The organism is Exiguobacterium acetylicum (genome assembly GCF_022170825.1).
GTDB lineage: Bacteria > Bacillota > Bacilli > Exiguobacteriales > Exiguobacteriaceae > Exiguobacterium_A > Exiguobacterium_A acetylicum_B.
The window spans coordinates 2,145,595-2,162,805 of record NZ_CP081878.1 but is presented as its reverse complement, the minus strand read 5'-3'; the positions used below and the strand labels follow the sequence as shown (position 1 = coordinate 2,162,805).

General features: G+C 43.7%; 19 protein-coding genes. 14 read left to right on the top strand and 5 right to left on the bottom strand.

Features of this window, described 5'->3' with window-relative positions:
* Positions 1-36: 36 nt before the first annotated feature.
* Both K6T22_RS11470 and K6T22_RS11465 read right to left on the bottom strand, forming a co-directional pair.
* The gene (locus tag K6T22_RS11470) at positions 37-330 is read right to left on the bottom strand and encodes a hypothetical protein (protein ID WP_050677561.1); all 294 of its coding nucleotides are present in this window, start codon (positions 328-330) and stop codon (positions 37-39) included.
* 247 nt (positions 331-577) lie between these two features.
* Positions 578-1,309 (bottom strand): hypothetical protein, encoded by a 732-nt coding sequence (locus tag K6T22_RS11465; protein WP_238237322.1) that lies wholly within the window; start codon positions 1,307-1,309, stop codon positions 578-580.
* 132 nt (positions 1,310-1,441) lie between these two features.
* Between K6T22_RS11465 and K6T22_RS11460 the strand changes: the two genes are divergently transcribed.
* The 7 genes from K6T22_RS11460 to K6T22_RS11430 all read left to right on the top strand — a co-directional run bounded on the left by K6T22_RS11460 (position 1,442) and on the right by K6T22_RS11430 (position 7,237).
* Complete coding sequence (locus K6T22_RS11460) at positions 1,442-1,999, top strand: GNAT family N-acetyltransferase (protein ID WP_238237320.1); 558 nt, start codon at positions 1,442-1,444, stop codon at positions 1,997-1,999.
* A gap of 8 nt (positions 2,000-2,007) precedes the next feature.
* Complete coding sequence (locus K6T22_RS11455) at positions 2,008-2,721, top strand: alpha/beta fold hydrolase (protein WP_238237319.1); 714 nt, start codon at positions 2,008-2,010, stop codon at positions 2,719-2,721.
* Between the two features lie 87 nt (positions 2,722-2,808).
* Positions 2,809-3,900: a conserved virulence factor C family protein gene (locus K6T22_RS11450; protein ID WP_238237318.1), complete on the top strand. Its 1,092-nt coding sequence runs from the start codon at positions 2,809-2,811 to the stop codon at positions 3,898-3,900.
* Positions 3,901-4,259: 359 nt separating this feature from the next.
* Positions 4,260-4,472 carry a hypothetical protein gene (locus K6T22_RS11445; protein ID WP_238237317.1) on the top strand — a complete coding sequence of 71 codons (213 nt, stop codon included), beginning with the start codon at positions 4,260-4,262 and terminating at the stop codon, positions 4,470-4,472.
* Positions 4,473-4,550: 78 nt separating this feature from the next.
* Positions 4,551-4,997 carry a BsuPI-related putative proteinase inhibitor gene (locus tag K6T22_RS11440; RefSeq protein WP_238237316.1) on the top strand — a complete coding sequence of 149 codons (447 nt, stop codon included), beginning with the start codon at positions 4,551-4,553 and terminating at the stop codon, positions 4,995-4,997.
* A 33-nt stretch (positions 4,998-5,030) separates the two neighbouring features.
* Positions 5,031-5,849: an NAD(+) synthase gene (gene nadE, locus K6T22_RS11435; RefSeq protein ID WP_238237313.1), complete on the top strand. Its 819-nt coding sequence runs from the start codon at positions 5,031-5,033 to the stop codon at positions 5,847-5,849.
* 116 nt (positions 5,850-5,965) lie between these two features.
* Complete coding sequence (locus tag K6T22_RS11430; RefSeq protein WP_238237300.1) at positions 5,966-7,237, top strand: FAD-dependent oxidoreductase; 1,272 nt, start codon at positions 5,966-5,968, stop codon at positions 7,235-7,237.
* A 484-nt stretch (positions 7,238-7,721) separates the two neighbouring features.
* On the opposite strand, the gene K6T22_RS11425 is transcribed toward K6T22_RS11430, so the two are convergent.
* Positions 7,722-8,117: a disulfide bond formation protein B gene (locus K6T22_RS11425; protein ID WP_238237295.1), complete on the bottom strand. Its 396-nt coding sequence runs from the start codon at positions 8,115-8,117 to the stop codon at positions 7,722-7,724.
* A gap of 65 nt (positions 8,118-8,182) precedes the next feature.
* On the opposite strand from K6T22_RS11425, the gene K6T22_RS11420 reads away from it, so the two are divergent.
* The 5 genes from K6T22_RS11420 to K6T22_RS11400 all read left to right on the top strand — a co-directional run bounded on the left by K6T22_RS11420 (position 8,183) and on the right by K6T22_RS11400 (position 13,609).
* Positions 8,183-9,073, top strand: a complete 891-nt coding sequence (locus K6T22_RS11420) for a transcriptional regulator CcpC (RefSeq protein WP_053453890.1) — start codon at positions 8,183-8,185, stop codon at positions 9,071-9,073.
* Complete coding sequence (locus K6T22_RS11415) at positions 9,057-10,169, top strand: N-acetyldiaminopimelate deacetylase (protein WP_133207547.1); 1,113 nt, start codon at positions 9,057-9,059, stop codon at positions 10,167-10,169. Before K6T22_RS11420 ends, K6T22_RS11415 begins: the two co-directional genes overlap by 17 nt.
* A gap of 234 nt (positions 10,170-10,403) precedes the next feature.
* Positions 10,404-11,801 (top strand): cytochrome ubiquinol oxidase subunit I, encoded by a 1,398-nt coding sequence (locus tag K6T22_RS11410; RefSeq protein WP_238237287.1) that lies wholly within the window; start codon positions 10,404-10,406, stop codon positions 11,799-11,801.
* A 12-nt stretch (positions 11,802-11,813) separates the two neighbouring features.
* Positions 11,814-12,836, top strand: a complete 1,023-nt coding sequence (locus tag K6T22_RS11405; protein ID WP_238237285.1) for a cytochrome d ubiquinol oxidase subunit II — start codon at positions 11,814-11,816, stop codon at positions 12,834-12,836.
* A 104-nt stretch (positions 12,837-12,940) separates the two neighbouring features.
* Entirely contained in the window at positions 12,941-13,609 is a 669-nt protein-coding gene (locus K6T22_RS11400; protein ID WP_023468857.1) for a potassium channel family protein, read from the top strand.
* A 37-nt stretch (positions 13,610-13,646) separates the two neighbouring features.
* Here K6T22_RS11400 and K6T22_RS11395 read toward each other — a convergent pair whose 3' ends face one another.
* Complete coding sequence (locus tag K6T22_RS11395; protein WP_238237282.1) at positions 13,647-14,423, bottom strand: Cof-type HAD-IIB family hydrolase; 777 nt, start codon at positions 14,421-14,423, stop codon at positions 13,647-13,649.
* 173 nt (positions 14,424-14,596) lie between these two features.
* Here K6T22_RS11395 and K6T22_RS11390 point away from each other — a divergent pair, with 173 nt between their 5' ends.
* Positions 14,597-14,812, top strand: coding sequence for a DNA-dependent RNA polymerase subunit epsilon (locus K6T22_RS11390; protein WP_029342182.1), 216 nt, complete (start codon positions 14,597-14,599; stop codon positions 14,810-14,812).
* Positions 14,809-16,476, top strand: coding sequence for a ribonuclease J1 (gene rnjA / locus K6T22_RS11385; RefSeq protein WP_035406688.1), 1,668 nt, complete (start codon positions 14,809-14,811; stop codon positions 16,474-16,476). The genes K6T22_RS11390 and rnjA overlap by 4 nt, the downstream gene beginning before the upstream one ends.
* Positions 16,477-16,512: 36 nt before the next feature.
* Here the strand turns inward: rnjA and def are convergent, their stop codons facing one another.
* Complete coding sequence (def, locus tag K6T22_RS11380; protein WP_023468853.1) at positions 16,513-17,052, bottom strand: peptide deformylase; 540 nt, start codon at positions 17,050-17,052, stop codon at positions 16,513-16,515.
* Positions 17,053-17,211: the final 159 nt, after the last annotated feature.

Genomic DNA, 17,211 nt, shown 5'->3' with positions numbered 1-17,211 from the left:
AGGGTTCTCTACTTAAGGCGTTTTTCGAATCAAATATTAGCTCGTTGCAATCGAGCGTGTTTTTTTATGGCGTTTTAATTTATGGAGGAGCCAAGCGTGAACGACCTCACAGGATTGACGTGGTAACGTCAGTTCAACAAGCGATTCCTGCTGTTGCCCTTTGATGATGAAAAGACCATTTTCTTCATCGACCGGGGCGATGGTCATTGAACTCGCTTCATTCAGCGACAATTTCACTTCACCGAGCGTTGCATCCTTTAATTTCAGGATGTTCCCATTTGTCGCAAATTTCGTGAATGAGCCAATTCCGTTCACTTTTAACTGATCCATATTGAATTCCTCCTTCTGCTGATTCCAGTACTATCCCTATAAAAAACCGGGTCTAACTTCTATCTTTAAAAGGTTATCCTCATTATAACGAAGTCTTCACAAGATGCTAGTCTTATTTTGTGTGAAAATTCGAATAATTTTTTAACGATATTGTCATATAGAGAGAAATACTTGTTAAGAAGGAATCCCCATTTGAAATTCAAATAGAACAAAAGCATCCTTTTCCGAAAGAAAAAGATGCTAAAGGTCAATCTAACTCAAAACTCCATTTCTTCTTGCGACAAACAAGCGTTCCTCGTCGAAGAATTGATTCTTTCTCCGCTTCAAAATCTTCACGTAATACGCTCATATCTTCGTAACGACCCGCCACATATACCGGAATCGTAATATTTCTTGAGAAAACAGACCGTTTTGCACTTTCAAAATCAATCAAAACTCCTTCTCCGAGAAGTTGACGGATATGAATCATGATTTCGGCTGTTAAAGCGATTGAGGCGACAGATCGTGCGTGCTGTCGAAATTTCCGTTGGACGAGATCGGCGATGAGTTGTTCTACCCGCGACCAATCTTTTAAATAAACAGAAGCATGAAGACCGTCGTGTTCGCTAAAATAGACCAGTTCATTCTCGATCGAGTCAAGGAAGGGAAGTGGTGTGCCTCGTTTCATATGCATTAAAAATAATAATTCCGCGATTTCGACATCCGTCAACACATCGAGCGAATGGGATGAGCGAATATCAATAGCAATCAAAGGATGGCGCTGGACGTCCGTTGATTGTGAAAACTGTTCGATTTCATGTGCTTCAATATAATGAAGCATCGTTCGAAAAGATTGTTTCGTCTGTTTAAAATCGCTTCCTGAAATGAGTAAAGGACGTTTCAAATCGACGGCTGCGGCGAAATCAGAGAAATGGACTCCCGACATCGTCAACCGTTGATTTTCCTCGTCCTCATATAAGTAAAGTAACGCACTCGACATACCCCTTCGCTTCCTTTCCATGACTAACTACTTCATAATTTAATAGTAGCAAAACTTCGAATTGCCTGAAAGGATATTTACTTCTGAAAACGGGCATACTACATAGAGAAGCATAAAGAGGAGTGATGGAGCATGTGGGGCTTGCGAAAGCCATTCCCGGAATTGCGGACCGAGCGCTTCATATTACGTGAGCTTGAAAACCGCGATGCACGTGAATTGTTTAAAATCTTATCAGATGATGAAGTCATGTACTATTACGGATCGGATCCACTCGTGACGGTCTATGAAGCTAAAAATGTCATCAGTTACTTTAAGGAACAGTTCACGCAAGGTAAAGCGATTCGATGGGCGATTGCTGATGCACAAACAAATCAATTGATCGGAACAATCGGGTTTCATAACTGGCTCTCTCAATATCATCGGGCTGAAATTGGTTTTGAAGTTAGTCAAGATCATTGGCAACGTGGTGTAGCTTCAGAAGCGGCACGGGCTGTTTTGACGTATGGCTTTGAAGAATTTGCACTCCACCGGATCAGTGCTCTCGTTGCACCTGAGAATCTTGCTTCCAATGCATTAGTACAAAAATTAGGGTTTCAAGCTGAAGGGTTACTAGAAGATTATGCATACAGTCATGGTCGTTTCATGGATTTGACGATGTATCGTATGCTCGCATCTGAATGGAAGGGATGAGGTAGTCAATGGAAAAACAAACACTTGTACTCCTACATGGATTTACAGGAGGAACAGATTATTTTAATCGAGTAGAAGCGAACTTACGACATTCTTTTGATGTTTTACCGTTAAGTTTACCGGGACATGAAGGACTCGATGTGGGACCAGATACGATCGAAGGTTTCGCCGAATGGGTCATGCATGATCTTAAGCGGCGTGGTATTGAAAAGCCAATCATCGTTGGTCATTCCTTTGGAGGATACATTACTGCGGCAATCGTGGAAAGGTATGCCGACCAAATCAGTGGGTACGGTCTCGTGTACTCGACGGCGAAAGCAGATGACGAACAAGCGAAACAAAAACGAAATCAAAACATCACGCGTGTCGAAGAAATCGGTGTACGAGAATTCGTCAATGGTCTTGTTCCATCCTTATTCGCGGAAGGGGCAGATGAATTTGTTGTCGCTGAAGCACTTGAGATTGGATATATGATGACAGTCGAAGGAGCTATCCGCGCGCTTTCGGCGATGCGAGACCGTCGAGATATGACAAGAGCGCTGACTGAATCAAAAGTCAAAGGTGTCATCATTCATGGTACGAAAGATCAATTGATTTCAGAAGAGAGTGCATTTGCACCAGTGAACGACCATCTCTTACATCGGTCAACAGAAAGTGGACACATGGGGATGCTTGAAACACCAGACGCATTCGTTGCGATCATCGAGGAAGCATTTAAGTGACGATTTTGCCCTACGGTCATCTCTGTAGGGCATTTGCTTTGCATTTCAGATTGGATTTCTGAAATGATAGAAATGGAGGGGATATACATGAAAATCGTAGCGATTGAGCCAACACCAAGTCCAAATAACATGAAAGTCATCGTCGATGAAAAGTTCTCAGAAAAAGGACAGACGTTTGAGCATGCATTTGGCGCACCAGAACATATACAGCGACTGCTGGAAATCCCAGGTGTTAAGTTCGTCTATCAAGTGAGTGACTTTTTGTCGATCGAACGTTATCCGAAATATGATTGGCGTTCACTTGTCATCGAGATCCGACGCGCATTTGGAGAAACCTTAAATGATGTAGAGCAGCACGAGACGGATGCTGAGTATGAACCTGTCCATCTATTCGTTCAGTTCATTTTAGGCGTACCGATGCAAATCAAAGGTGTGAAGGGATTAGAAGAAAAACGAGAAGGATTGTCGGAACGTTTCCGAGAAGCGGCGTTATTCGTCCAACCATTCGTCCAAAACGTCATCAGTGATCGACGCTGGGTGGAACAAGCTCCTCGATACGGCGACCTTGATGAGAGTTTGCGCGAGGTAGCAAATGAAATTGAAATCGCGTATCCGATTGAACGTTTGGAGCGTCTTAAGTCGCTCGCAGCAGGTGAAGATATTACGTTCAGTGGGCAAGCGATTCAGTCATCCGATTGGAAAGAACGATTTGCGGCACTTGATGAACTACCTGTTGAGATGGAATGGGTTCCGGCATATGCCCGTTTATTACAGGATGAGAAGATGCAGATTCGTCGTCAAGCGATTGTGAAGCTTGGAATGTTCGAAGAGCACCGGGAAGAACTGTTAGAGTATTTGACAAGTGCGCTGCACGATCCGTCGGGTATTGTTCGCCGGACAGCAGGTGATACGATTTCGGACTGGGCGATGCCCGAAGCTGAACCGATGATGATGGAAGCGTTGGCGGATAAAAATAAATTAGTCCGCTGGCGTGCCGCTCGGTTCTTGTTTGATGTAGGAACGGAACAGTCAGTCCCGAGATTACGTGAAGCAAGCCGGGATCGTGAATACGAAGTAGCCTTACAGGCGGAACTCGCCCTAACCCGTATCGAAAGTGGGGAAGAAGCACTAGGAACGGTCTGGCAACAAATGAATCGAATGATAGATGAAGGTTCATAAGAACTTAAAAAAACATTGCATTAAAGAATCATTCGACAAAATGAGTCATCAATTGTCTAGGTATATTTTCCCTGTTGATCAAAAATGATGGTAAAATAATCAAATTTATGTTGTCATCTTTTTGAAACAGAAATGAAATGTGTTGGAAACGCTTATTAAAACGTTTGCATCTAGCAACTAAATGTAGAGTTCCAAAATATCCCTTGTCGAAATGAAATATTGTTTTGAAATGAAATGTCGAATGACAATTTTCTTCTTTTTTCAGCTCTTTGGTACAGTAAACCTACAATAACGAATTCGAAACATGTAGGTCATCTCTTGGCTGGGCATATGAATGAGAAAAGGGGAGAATCGGGGATATGTTACTTTTCGCTGAAACAGATTTAGCAGTAGGATACAAAGAACGGACGACAACAGGGGTATATGTGACGATCGAGACAGTTGACAGTCGGACAATTACGTTAGTCGCACCAGCTAACGCGGCTGAAGATATTTGTGATGAATTGTTTGCGACAGGAATTGAGCAATTGTTTTCATTTAATATGAATCCATCAACTTTACCTGTAGCATAAGCAAATTAACGCGCGAAAGAGGAGAACCTCTTTCGCGTTTTTTTTGTGATAAAATTGATTTAGATAAGGAGGGATGAGATGAAACGTCTCTTTTTCGTTCTGCTTCTTCTTACTGTCTGTCTAGCAGGTTGTCAAGAAAAGAAACAACAGGCAACTAAAACGATGAACGAACCGATTCAGATAGCAGTCAAGATGACAGAACAGGACGATATGATTCAACTAGATATTTCGTTAACGAATCCGAATGATCACAGTGTAAACGTAACGTATCCATCCTCACAACGTTTTCAGGCTCAATTAATTGATGCTAAACAACACGTAAAGTATGATTTTGAGAAAGAGCAAGTATTCACACAAGCCATCGAAAAGGATACGTTTACGAAAGGTGAAATCAAACGCTACACCGTTGAGGTACCGATTCGCGATGCAGGCGATAGTACAGAAGTACGTGTCTCAACCATTCGTCAGTTCAAGGGAGCAAATGAAAAACAAACGAACGATCGACAAATGCTTGATTCAAAGTGACAAATAAGAAGATGTGAAGGAGTGAAGAGATTCATGCAACAAGAAATCATTCAAGTAACAGGCGTAAAACCTGTCATTGACCCAGCGCAAGAAGTAAGTGAACGTGTATCGTTCTTAAAGGCATACTTAAAACATACAGGGGCTAAAGGATTTGTCTTAGGTATCTCTGGCGGACAAGATTCATCGCTTGCGGGGCGTCTATGCCAACTAGCGGTTGAAGAGCTACGAAAAGAAGAAGGGAAAGATGTCGCATTTTACGCAGTCCGCTTACCTTACGGAGAACAGCAGGATGAAGCAGATGCGCAAACAGCATTGACGTTCATTCAACCGGATCATTCACTTCGTGTAAATATCAAACCAGCGGTCGAAGCATCGATGCAGGCGTTCAAAGAAGCAACAGGCGCAGAACTTTCCGATTTTAGTAAAGGAAATACGAAAGCGCGTGAACGAATGAAAAGTCAGTATGATTTAGCCGCGCATTATGGATGTCTCGTCGTTGGAACGGATCATGCAGCAGAATTCGTGACAGGATTCTATACGAAACATGGTGATGGAGCTTGTGATTTAACGCCATTAACAGGTTTGAATAAACGCCAAGGAAAACAACTTTTACGTTATCTAAATGCACCAGAGGTTTTGATTGAAAAAATTCCGACGGCAGACCTTGAAGAAAACCGTCCAGCATTACCAGACGAAGTAGCGCTCGGTATGACCTACGAAGAAATTGATGATTACTTGGAAGGTAAAACGATTTCAGCAACTAGCCAAGAAAAGTTAGAAACGCAGTATAAACGTGTTGGGCATAAGCATCATATGCCAGTCTCGCCTCTCGATAACTGGTGGAAAGCATAATCATGAATAAGAAGACGTGATTTCATGTTCGAAATCACGTCTTTTTTTCATCTTCTTCGATTTCTCTTCGACTGTTATGGGAAAAGAATAGAAATGCTTGTTGAGGAGGCGAAGATATGACGATTGGTATCATAGGTGGGGGATTATCCGGGTTGACTGCAGCAGCATTATTCGCAAAACAAGGGGAAGCGGTCATGCTCTTTGATGCTGGATTACTCGGAGGGCGTGCTACTTCTCAAACCGTAAAAGGATTTACATTTAATTATGGCGCGCATGCCATATACGGACGAGATCAATCCGTTCTTCGGAAATTAACGAAACAACTCGGGATCGAAGTGACATGGCTTGATTTTTCGGCGAGTCGTGCGAAATATGAGTTTTCAGGTCATTTGACGGCTGTACCTGCGAATGCTTGGGGATTGCTAAAAACGGAGGTTATTGAAGGAACAAACAAGGTCCGATTTACATGGGAAATCATCAAAACAATTTTACGGGTGGAACGAGGTGATCCGCAACAATCAATCGGACAATGGTTAAAAATAGAACAAGTCGATGAACAAGTCGCACAGCTGATGCTTGATTTGGCATCGACGAATTTTTTTACAGCGGAACCGGAGAAGATTCCTTCAGACGTCTACTTTGAGTATTATCAAAAACTTTTTCGAACGCGTAAGCCTGTTTCTTATATTGAGGGAGGGTGGCAAGGATTAGTGCAGGAGCTAGAACGGATCATCCTAGAAAATCGTGGAGCAATCCTAAAAAAAACAAAAATAACAGCAGTTGAATCGACCAAGACAGGTTTTCTGATTCGCGATCGAAAAAAACAGGAATGGACTGCCGAACGAATCATCTTTGCCATACCGCCACGCGAGATCTTAAAAATGGCGACGCCGCCTGCCATTCAACAATTTGTTACACCGTATGCGAGTCATGAACCGGTAGAAGTATTCGTCTATGATCTTGGGCTACAGCCTTTTATCCAAACACCTTATTCCTATATCTATGATCGGTCGCATCGTGCTTTCATCACGGATTTATCGCATTATGATGCAAGTCTTGCACCGAAAGATGGTCAAGTGCTTCAAGCAATCGCATATCTCGAGCACGATCGGTTAGAAGATCCGGATTACATTGAACATGTTCGATCGGGAATCGAACAGATGCTAGATCTTCATTTTACGGATTGGCGTAAGCGTATTGTCGCCGAACGAACAATCAAACGGGCAGTCGTTCAAGAAATCAAATGGAAGATGGGACAAACTCCTCTTTCGACGCAACTTCCTGATTATGCGGACGTTGCATTTGTCGGGGACTGGTGCGAAGGGACGGGGCAACTCTCAGAGTTAGCGTTCTCAAGTGCTGTGAGCGTCTTCAATCGGTGGGCATGACTCAAGTTATAAAAATCTCAAGTATAAAAATAAGGAGAAGCGCAATCGGCTTCTCCTTAGAGACTGAAGACAAAGTGCAATTTTTCTCTAACGAGAAGGATTGCGCTTTTTTGTTCGTCTCGAATCGTTTTCCTGGGACAAGCATCGCGCCGCTTCGCTTTGCTGCAGGGTCGCTCTTGCTTGTTTTTCCCTAGGAAGCGATGTCGAGTGAACAAAACGCTTTTCTGATCCTTCTTCCGGGTATAAAAAGAATGACGCGTTACACACAACTCCTACAGGAAAAAGCGTGATTTTGCGCTGTCAGAGACAAACAAGACCCGTTTTCCTGATCGAATGGAGCGGGGAAACTGGCTTGTGTCTCGCCTGAGGAAAGGGCGTGAAAAGACAAGTCATTCTTTTTTTGAGTCAGCCCATTTGTCTACAATCTGTAAGGAGAAGCGCAATCGGCTTCTCCTTACTTTTAGTCTTTTAAAGATGTTACATCTTACGCTTCGTCGTTCGAACGTTTTGGATAGAACGCTAGAATCAAGAGTAACGTAAAGGCGATGAGACTCATCATCGGGATCGTCAAGAAACCAAAGTAGTTGACCCATTTGATGAGGCATCCGCTCGTACATAATGCTTCGCCATCTGGTAAACGCTCAAGGATGACATGGTATAAGGCGACGCCAAAACCGGCTAGCACGTAAAGGCGAACGAATAGAGGATCAATCGTTTTCGATCGGAACAGCGAGATAAGCAAATAAAAAGCTGTCGTATACATGAATAGCCGTTGCCACCAACAAAGTGGGCACGGAATGAATCCACGAATTTCGCTGAAATAGAGACTGCCAAGCGTTGCAATCGTTGAGATGATGAACATAAAATGATAGCGTGTCATATGTATCGTCCTTTCTAACGTGTTAAACTAATGCCATCTTATATCATGAGGAGTCGAATCTCACATTGCAAGTGTCGGAAATGGAAATGTTGATCACCTTATCGGAAGAATTGAATATGAGGCGCGCTGCTGAACGATTATTCGTCTCGCAACCTGCGCTTAGTCAACGTCTCGTTGCGATTGAAAGACGCTGGGGAACAAAATTATTCATTCGTTCATCACGTGGCTTAAGCATCACACCGCAAGGAGAAAAAGTGATTGGCCTCGCAAAAGAGATGAATCGGAAGGAACTTGAGTTAAAAAGTGAATTGACAGCAGAAGAGGGTGCCGTTTATGGGACGCTTCGGATTGCCGTCGCTTCCATCATGGGGCAATATTGGCTCCCGCGTGTCTTGAAACGATTCGTTGAGCGTTATCCGCATGTCCGTGTTCAGCTTGTCACGGGATGGTCCAGTGAGATGATGCGTCATATGTTAGAAGAACATTTTCATATCGGGATCATTCGTGGAAACCCGGACTGGAAAGGTGTCAAAGAGCGCCTATTCTCAGATCCGCTTTATCTCGTCGATAGTGAGTTGACGTCAATCGAGCAGTTGCGCGTAACGGATCGACCATTCATCCAGTTCAAGAGTGATTCGACCTACTATCAAGAAATTTTAGAATGGTGGCAAGATCGCTTCGCAAGTCCACCATCTCGGACACTTGTCGTCGATCAAATCGAGACATGCAAACAGATGGCGCTACATGGAATCGGTTTTGCAATCCTGCCCGAGTCGACGATCCAGCACTCGAATGAAGTCATGCAACTTCCGTTAAAGACCTCATCCGGAAAAGTATTGAAGCGAGATACATGGATTTTGTCTACGGAATCGATGCTTGAATTAAAACAAGTCCAAGCATTTTGGGACATCGTAAAAGAAGAAGGAGGAAGTCAGTCAGATGGAATACGCCATTGAAATGCGGCGCGCGCTTCATAAAATACCAGAACCGGGGTTCAAGGAATTTAAGACGCAAGCTTTTATATTGGAACAAATTCGTGCCTATCCACCAGATCGTGTCACATATGATACGTTCGAAACAGGTGTGTTCGTTCGGGTGAAAGGCTTGACTGGAAACCGGACGATCGGTTACCGAGCAGACATTGATGGGTTACCGATTGAAGAAGCAACAGGTCTTCCATTTTGTTCAGAACATCCAGGCTTCATGCATGCCTGTGGTCACGATATGCACACGTCGATTGCATTAGGATTAATGAAGCGAATCATTGAATTACCTGTCATGGATGATGTCGTCTTTTTATTCCAACCAGCGGAAGAAGGACCGGGCGGAGCGGAACCGATGATTAAAAGTCCGTTGTTTGAAAAATACCGTCCAAGTGAAATGTATGGTCTACATGTCGCACCGGAATATCCAGTCGGTACGATTGCAAGTCGTCCTGGCGTCTTATTCGCGAGTGCTCGAGAAGTCCATATTACGATTTATGGTCAAAGTGGTCATGCGGCGTTTCCTCACTTGACGATTGATACCGTCGTCGCGCAAGCCGCTCTCATCATGCAACTACAAACGATCGTCAGCCGGTCGATCAATCCGATGAACTGTAGTGTCATCACGATTGGAAAGGTCGATGCCGGAATTCGGGAAAACGTCATCGCCGGTAGAGCGGTTCTTGATGGGACGATGCGTGCACTCAATGGAGAAGACATGGAAAAACTTGAACGACGCGTTCGTGATATCATTCGCGGAATCGAAGCTTCGTTTGGCGTCAAAATCGATCTACAATTCGGAAATCGCTATTATGAAGTCGTCAATGACCGACAAATCGTCGATAAATTCTCATCATTCGTCAAGATGAATGCGAACTATATCGAGTGTGACGCGGCAATGACAGGAGAAGACTTCGGCTTCATGCTGAAGGAAATTCCAGGGATGATGTTTTGGCTTGGAGTTGATAATCCGACCTCCGGATTACATCAACCAACATTAAACCCGGATGAATCAGCCATACCGTTCGTAATCGATTTATTAGATCATTATTTCCGAGAGTATGTTTAAAAAGTTTTATAAAATAATGAAGGATATCGCGCTTTCCCTTTCGAAATCAAGAATGGGAAAGCTTTTTATATATGTAAGAATAGGAGTTTTCGAACATTTTGTGAAAAAAATCACGTGCACATGTGAACAATTTGTTACATCAAACATTATAAACAGACATAAAGGGTTATGTTCTCTATGATACGGTTATAGACCATATAGAGAAGTATGTTTTAGGAAGAGGGGGCTATATACATGTTCAATGATCCCGTAGTGCTCAGTCGATTGTTGACAGGGCTCACATTAGCGTTTCACATTATATTCGCGACGATTGGCGTCGGGGTACCACTCATGGTACTTGCAGCTGAATTCATCGGTCTGAAACGAAAAGATCCGGATTATATCTTATTAGCAAGACGGTGGACACGTGGATACGTCGTCACCGTAGCAGTCGGTGTCGTAACAGGGACGGCAATCGGGTTGCAATTATCACTACTTTGGCCGTCACTCATGCAAGTGGCAGGTCAAACGATCGCACTACCACTGTTCATGGAAACATTCGCATTCTTCTTTGAAGCGATTTTCCTCGGTATTTACCTGTACACATGGGATCGATTCAAAAACCCATGGTTACACTGGTTGATTGGGATTCCAGTCGTCATCGGTGCGACAGCATCAGCGTTCTTCATTACGACGGTCAACTCATTTATGAACTCACCAGAAGGGTTTAAGATCGTCAACGGGACGCTCACACAAATCGAACCGTTAAAAGCAATGTTCAATACGGCAACACCTACGAAAGCAACACACGTCATCGTGTCAGCTTACTTGACAGTCGCCTTCATTTTAGCGGCAATCGCTGCATTCCATCTGCTTCGGAAAAAAACACTCTCAGCAGCGGAAACGGCGTATCATAAAAAAGCACTTCGTTTAACAGTTATGGCTGGATTGATTTTTGCCTTCTCGACTGCACTTGTCGGGGACTTCTCAGGGAAATACTTGGCGAAATATCAGCCAGAGAAACTTGCGGCTGCTGAATGGCATTTTGAAACGACAAGTGAAGCAGAATTGATTTTTGGTGGGATACTTGATCAGCAAGAAGACGGTAGTTATGAAATCAAGGGAGCCGTTAAAATCCCATATGCACTCTCAATTCTTGCAGGTGGAGCACCTGATACAGAAGTCATTGGTTTAAATGAGTTCGCAAAAGAAGATCAGGCACCACTGATCGTTCACTATTTCTTCGATATTATGGTCTCGATTGGTATGTATTTGGCGGCCATCTCTGCCTTGTTCATCTTGGCATTCCGCCTCAAAAAATTGAATCCGTATAATAAGTGGATTCTAAGAGGTATTTTCATCGGTGGACCGCTAGCGATGATTTCAATTGAAGCAGGTTGGATGTATGCTGAGATTGGTCGTCAGCCTTGGACACTTTACGGTATCATGCGGACAGCAGATGCAGCGACGACATCCACTGCTGTTGGTCCGATGTTGATCCTATTCAGTGCCTTGTACTTGATGCTCGGTACGATTTGTACAGTCGTGTTATTGCGGATGTTCAAGAAAAACCCGGTTGGAAAAGAACTTCAAGAACTTGCTGAGAATCACCACGCTCGTGGGGAAGCAATGTTCGTGGATGATAACAAGTAAGGAGGGAACGATTTGGACGTTCAAACACTAGGAATTACGGTCCTTTGGACTTTCCTGTACGGATATCTCATCGTTGCCTCAATTGACTTCGGTGCTGGATTTTACGCCTTTTATTCAAAATATACGAAGCGGGATCATTTGACGAATCGTTTGATTCTTCGTTATCTCTCACCAGTGTGGGAGGTAACGAACGTCTTCTTCGTATTCTTCTTCGTCGGACTAGTCGGGTTCTTCCCGGATACCGCGTACTATTTCGGTACGGCACTACTTGTGCCAGCCTCAATCGTTCTCGTATTGATTGCGATTCGTGGTAGTTTCTATGCATTCGCTAACTATGGATCAAACGACAGTATGTTCTATACGTTCCTGTATGGAGCAACTGGTCTATTGATTCCGGCAGCGATGTCAACAACATTGACGATTAGTCAAGGTGGGTTCATTCGCAAAACGAATGAAACGGTCGAATTTTTAGGAACAAAACTATTTTCGAACTTTTACTCTTGGTCGGTCGTAGCGCTTGCTATCGTATCGGTCCTTTACATCAGTGCGATGTTCCTCTTGTTCTATGCAGATAAAGCGAAGGATGAAGGGGCTACGCCACTGATTCGTAAATGGGCGCTCTTCTGGAGTGGACCAACGATTCTTGTCTGTGCACTCGTCTTTTTCGGATTGAAAAATCAAGCGGCATGGCACTATGAAAATATTTTAAACGGCAACTGGTGGTGGTTCGCTGCTAGTTTCATCTTCTTCCTCATTGCCGTAACACTTGTCTACATGAAGAAGAATTACGGAATTGCCTTCGTTGCGGTCATGCTACAGTATGGCGTGGCATGGTTCGGTTACGGTTATACGCACTTACCGTACATCTTGTATCCATATATCGATATCAACAAAGCGGTTGTTAACGAAACGATGGCTTCTGCACTCGTCGTCGTCTTCATCTTCGGACTCTTACTCTTGATTCCGGCGTTGTACTTGATTTTACGACTCTTCTTGTTCGATAACGATTATGTACGTGGAAAATCCTCAAAATAATGGTTGAATAAACGCCTCTGCGAATCGCAGAGGCGTTTATAGTATTTTTAAAATGAATCGGGTACACTACTAAGGAAGAGCGATTGTGAAGGAGAGTTGTGAAAATGAATGGAGAGTTTGCAGTAATTGGACTAGGGCGTTTTGGTGGCTCCATCGTCCGGGAACTATCAAAAAATGGTTATGATGTTTTAGCGATTGATTCGGACGAAGAACGAGTCAATGAATTCATGGGGATTGCGACGCACTCTGTCATTGCGGATACGACGGATGAGAACGTCCTAAAGAGCTTAGGAATCCGGAACTTTGATCATGTCATCGTCGCCATCGGGGAAAATATTCAAGCTTCCATCTTGACGACATTGATTTTAAAAGAACTCGGAGTACAATCGATTACCGTCAAAGCAACGAACGACTACCACGAAAAAGTATTACGGAAAATTGGAGCGGATTTCATCGTTCACCCAGAACGGGATATGGGGGTACGGATTGCAAATGGCTTAATGAGTTCAAATATTCTTGATTATCTTGACTTATCACAAGAATTTTCGATCGTTGAGATTAAAGTCAGTGATCGGATGGCAAAACAAACCTTGATTGATCTTGATCTACGGAGCAAATATGGTGCGAACGTCGTCGCCATTAAACGTGGTGAGAACGTTTTGATTTCTTTACAAGCGGATGAAATGATTGAAAAAGGGGATTATCTCGTCGTCATTGGCGAAAATGAGGATCTCGACCGTCTAGAGCGTGCGATTCATAAAGTGAAGAACTAAAAAAAGCTGAGGCTTGCCTCAGCTTTACATCTACTTATTAAATGAGTTGGAATTCTTTTAACCCATGTGCGATTCCGTCTTCGAGAATCGGTTTCGTGACGTAATCAGCGGCAGCTTTCGTTTCAGGAAGTCCGTTGCCCATTGCAATACCCGTTCCAACGTAGCGGAGCATCTCTAGATCGTTGAGAGCATCACCGAATGCAAAGGTATCCTCACGACGAATGTTCGTCAACTTCAGGAATTGTTTGATGCCTTCTGCTTTTGAAGAACCGACATTGATGACATCCATTGCATGTGGGTGCCACCGAATGAAATCGAAGGAATCATACCGTTTAACATAATCCGCTTCTTCTTCTGCCGTGCAGTAGACGAGTGTTTGGAAAACATCATGAGATAAGAACGCTTCTTCATCGTGAATCGGTAACGGCATATCAAGGTCACCGAGCGAATCAACGACATGAAAATCATTCGCTTTCGTCGTGAAGCCTTTTGTTTCGCCAAGATAAACGAGAGTATGCCCATTTTCTTTTGCTTGTTGTGTCAATTGTGTTAAATCTGTCTTCGGTTGCGGGCGCTTATAGATGATTTCATTTTGATGAACGACGATTTGTCCGTTATAGCCGATGATCGTATCGATGTTGAGCAGTTCACGGATTCCGGATAACATCGCAGGTCCGCGTCCGGTTGCAAGCGCTACATAGACACCGTTTTCTTGAAGCTTACGAATTGCCTGTTTTGTTGATTCTGGAACAAAATGACCATCATGCAATAAGGTTCCGTCGATATCGAAAAAGACGACTTTCTGATTTGCCATGGTTTCACCTTCTCTTTTTATTTGGTCGAAATGACCTGTTCATGAGAAAGTATAGCATAACCAAAAGCGTGTTGCCGGAAGGGAACATGCGGAATAAGGATGAAAAATAGTCCGTGTATCGTGTATACTGTACTAAGGACAAAAAACAATGTACTGATAAGGAGTTGCTAGGCATGATTTTTAAAGTATTTTACCAACCGCTTCGTTCGGAAGCACCTGTTCGTGAACGGACAGAAACAATGTATGTAGAAGGGGAAAGCATTCGTGACGTGCGATCAACGATTGACCACCTCAAAGAGATCAACATCGAGTTCATCCGCGAAGTCAGTGGAGAATTTTTGACATACGAACAACAACATCCTGATTTCAAGGTTGCGACGTTCGAATGAAGTTCGTCAAAAACCATCAAGCCGCCGTCTTCGCACTCGGTGGACTCGGGGAAATCGGAAAGAACACATATGTCGTTCAATTCCAAGATGAGATCATCGTCATCGACGCGGGTGTCATGTTCCCTGAAGATGAATTACTCGGAATCGACTACGTCATTCCAGATTACACTTATTTGATCAAGAACAAGGACAAGGTCAAAGGAGTCTTCATCACTCATGGTCATGAAGACCATATTGGCGGTCTTCCTTTCTTGCTTAAACAAGTGAACTTGCCGATTTACGCAGGAAAGATCGCGATGGGTCTCATCAAGGTGAAACTAGAAGAACATGGTTTGCTTCGCAACGCGGAACTACATGAAATCGATGAGGATTCGATTATCAAGTTCCGGAAGACAAGCATCTCGTTCTTCCGTACGACACACTCGATTCCGAACTCGTTCGGCGTCGTCGTTAAAACACCACAAGGGAACATTGTGCATACAGGGGACTTCAAGTTCGATTTCACACCAGTCGGAGAACCGGCTGATTTAGCGAAAATGGCTGAACTCGGTAAAGAAGGCGTATTGTGTCTTCTATCGGACTCAACAAACGCAGAAGTGGAAGGGTTTACGATGAGTGAACGTGTCGTTGGGGAAACGATCTCAGACATCTTCCGCAAAGCAGAAGGACGGATCATCTTCGCGACGTTTGCGTCGAATATCTATCGTCTACAACAAGTTGTCAATGCTTCTGTAGAAGCAGGACGGAAAATCGTCGTCTTCGGACGTAGTATGGACAAGGTCATGATGATTGGTCAAGAACTTGATTTCATCAAAGCGCCGAAGGGTACGATCATCGAGCCGAACGAGATGAAACGTTATAAATCAAATGAGTTGACGATCCTTTGTACCGGTTCACAAGGAGAACCGATGGCTGCACTTAGCCGTATCGCAAACGGAACACATCGTCAAATCTCGATCATTCCGGATGATCTCGTCATCTTCTCTTCGTCCCCAATCCCAGGAAACGTCGTTTCTGTCGGAAAGACGATCAATCAGCTATATAAAGCTGGCGCAGATGTCATGTACGGTAAACTGAATGATATCCATACATCAGGTCATGGTAGTCAACAAGAGCAGTTGCTCATGTTACGTCTATTGAATCCGAAATACTTCATGCCGATTCACGGGGAATACCGGATGCTGAAGAAGCATATGTCGCTTGCGATGGATGCTGGTGTACCGGAAGAGAACTGCTTCGTCATGGATAACGGTGAAGTACTGGCATTAGATGCGAATGCAGCCGCTATCACTGGAAAGATTCAAGCGAATGCGGTTTATGTCGACGGTAAAGGAATCGGAGACATCGGAAACATCGTTTTACGCGATCGCCGTATTCTCTCAGAAGAGGGACTCGTCGTCGTCGTCGTGACGCTTGACTCGAAGACGAATCGTCTCGTCTCTGGACCGGACATCATCTCGCGTGGTTTCGTCTACATGCGCGAATCGGGTAATTTGATTAAAGATGCTGAACGTCTACTCAAGCGTTCACTTGATCAATCACTCGCGAACCGTAATACGAAATGGACGGACATCAAACAAGTCATCAATGATACGCTCACACCGTATTTAACAGAAAAAACACAACGCCATCCGATGGTCATGCCGATCATCATGGAAGTATAAAAAAAACTCGTTTCCGCTTTGGAAACGAGTTTTTTATTAAGTGGCAGGACCATATTCCTTAAACGGCTCTTTTTTATCGATTCGATCGTAAAACATGACGCCATCTAAATGGTCATATTCATGCTGGCAGACGATTGCTTTCATCCCTTTTAAACGTAATTTTACAGGATTTCCGTTATGATCGATGCCAGTTAGGGTAATACGCATATAGCGCGGCACATGTCCTTCTACTTCACGGTCGACGGACAAACATCCTTCGCCGCCAGTTAAATAGGTCTGCTCGACGGAATGACTGATGATTTTTGGATTATAGATACCAAATTCCAACAAATCATCACCATCCGGTAAGCGGATCGCGAACATGCGCTTGTTAACACCGATTTGTGGCGCGGCTAGTCCAATGCCACTTCTTAAATCGTATTTCTTCGCAATTTCATCATCTTGACTGTTGGCGAGGAACTCGCGCATGAGTCGCATCGTTTCCTTATCCTCATCGCTGAGAGGGAAGGTCACTTCTACTGACCGTTCGTGAAGAGCCGGAACGTCTTCACGTACGATTTCATTCATGGTAATCATGAACAACACTCCTTTCGTCTACAAAAAGTATAGCATAGGAAAGTGGGGAATGATGACAACTAACACAGTAGGAAATTATCGAATGATACAGAAGATGGAATATTCTTGTTTTGTGATTGAATTCACAATATAAAGAGCGAAAAAAATAAAACATTTCCT

What these genes read in the sequence shown, in the direction of transcription:
- nadE (WP_238237313.1), top strand. Translation starts at nt 5,031, where the DNA reads ATGCAACAAGAAATCATTCAAGTAACAGGCGTAAAACCTGTCATTGAC.
- K6T22_RS11415 (WP_133207547.1), top strand. Translation starts at nt 9,057, where the DNA reads ATGGAATACGCCATTGAAATGCGGCGCGCGCTTCATAAAATACCAGAA.
- K6T22_RS11470 (WP_050677561.1), bottom strand. Translation starts at nt 330, where the DNA reads ATGGATCAGTTAAAAGTGAACGGAATTGGCTCATTCACGAAATTTGCG.
- K6T22_RS11445 (WP_238237317.1), top strand. Translation starts at nt 4,260, where the DNA reads ATGTTACTTTTCGCTGAAACAGATTTAGCAGTAGGATACAAAGAACGG.
- K6T22_RS11450 (WP_238237318.1), top strand. Translation starts at nt 2,809, where the DNA reads ATGAAAATCGTAGCGATTGAGCCAACACCAAGTCCAAATAACATGAAA.
- K6T22_RS11390 (WP_029342182.1), top strand. Translation starts at nt 14,597, where the DNA reads ATGATTTTTAAAGTATTTTACCAACCGCTTCGTTCGGAAGCACCTGTT.
- K6T22_RS11455 (WP_238237319.1), top strand. Translation starts at nt 2,008, where the DNA reads ATGGAAAAACAAACACTTGTACTCCTACATGGATTTACAGGAGGAACA.
- K6T22_RS11465 (WP_238237322.1), bottom strand. Translation starts at nt 1,309, where the DNA reads ATGTCGAGTGCGTTACTTTACTTATATGAGGACGAGGAAAATCAACGG.
- def (WP_023468853.1), bottom strand. Translation starts at nt 17,052, where the DNA reads ATGATTACCATGAATGAAATCGTACGTGAAGACGTTCCGGCTCTTCAC.
- K6T22_RS11460 (WP_238237320.1), top strand. Translation starts at nt 1,442, where the DNA reads ATGTGGGGCTTGCGAAAGCCATTCCCGGAATTGCGGACCGAGCGCTTC.
- K6T22_RS11425 (WP_238237295.1), bottom strand. Translation starts at nt 8,117, where the DNA reads ATGACACGCTATCATTTTATGTTCATCATCTCAACGATTGCAACGCTT.
- K6T22_RS11430 (WP_238237300.1), top strand. Translation starts at nt 5,966, where the DNA reads ATGACGATTGGTATCATAGGTGGGGGATTATCCGGGTTGACTGCAGCA.
- rnjA (WP_035406688.1), top strand. Translation starts at nt 14,809, where the DNA reads ATGAAGTTCGTCAAAAACCATCAAGCCGCCGTCTTCGCACTCGGTGGA.
- K6T22_RS11400 (WP_023468857.1), top strand. Translation starts at nt 12,941, where the DNA reads ATGAATGGAGAGTTTGCAGTAATTGGACTAGGGCGTTTTGGTGGCTCC.
- K6T22_RS11410 (WP_238237287.1), top strand. Translation starts at nt 10,404, where the DNA reads ATGTTCAATGATCCCGTAGTGCTCAGTCGATTGTTGACAGGGCTCACA.
- K6T22_RS11395 (WP_238237282.1), bottom strand. Translation starts at nt 14,423, where the DNA reads ATGGCAAATCAGAAAGTCGTCTTTTTCGATATCGACGGAACCTTATTG.
- K6T22_RS11440 (WP_238237316.1), top strand. Translation starts at nt 4,551, where the DNA reads ATGAAACGTCTCTTTTTCGTTCTGCTTCTTCTTACTGTCTGTCTAGCA.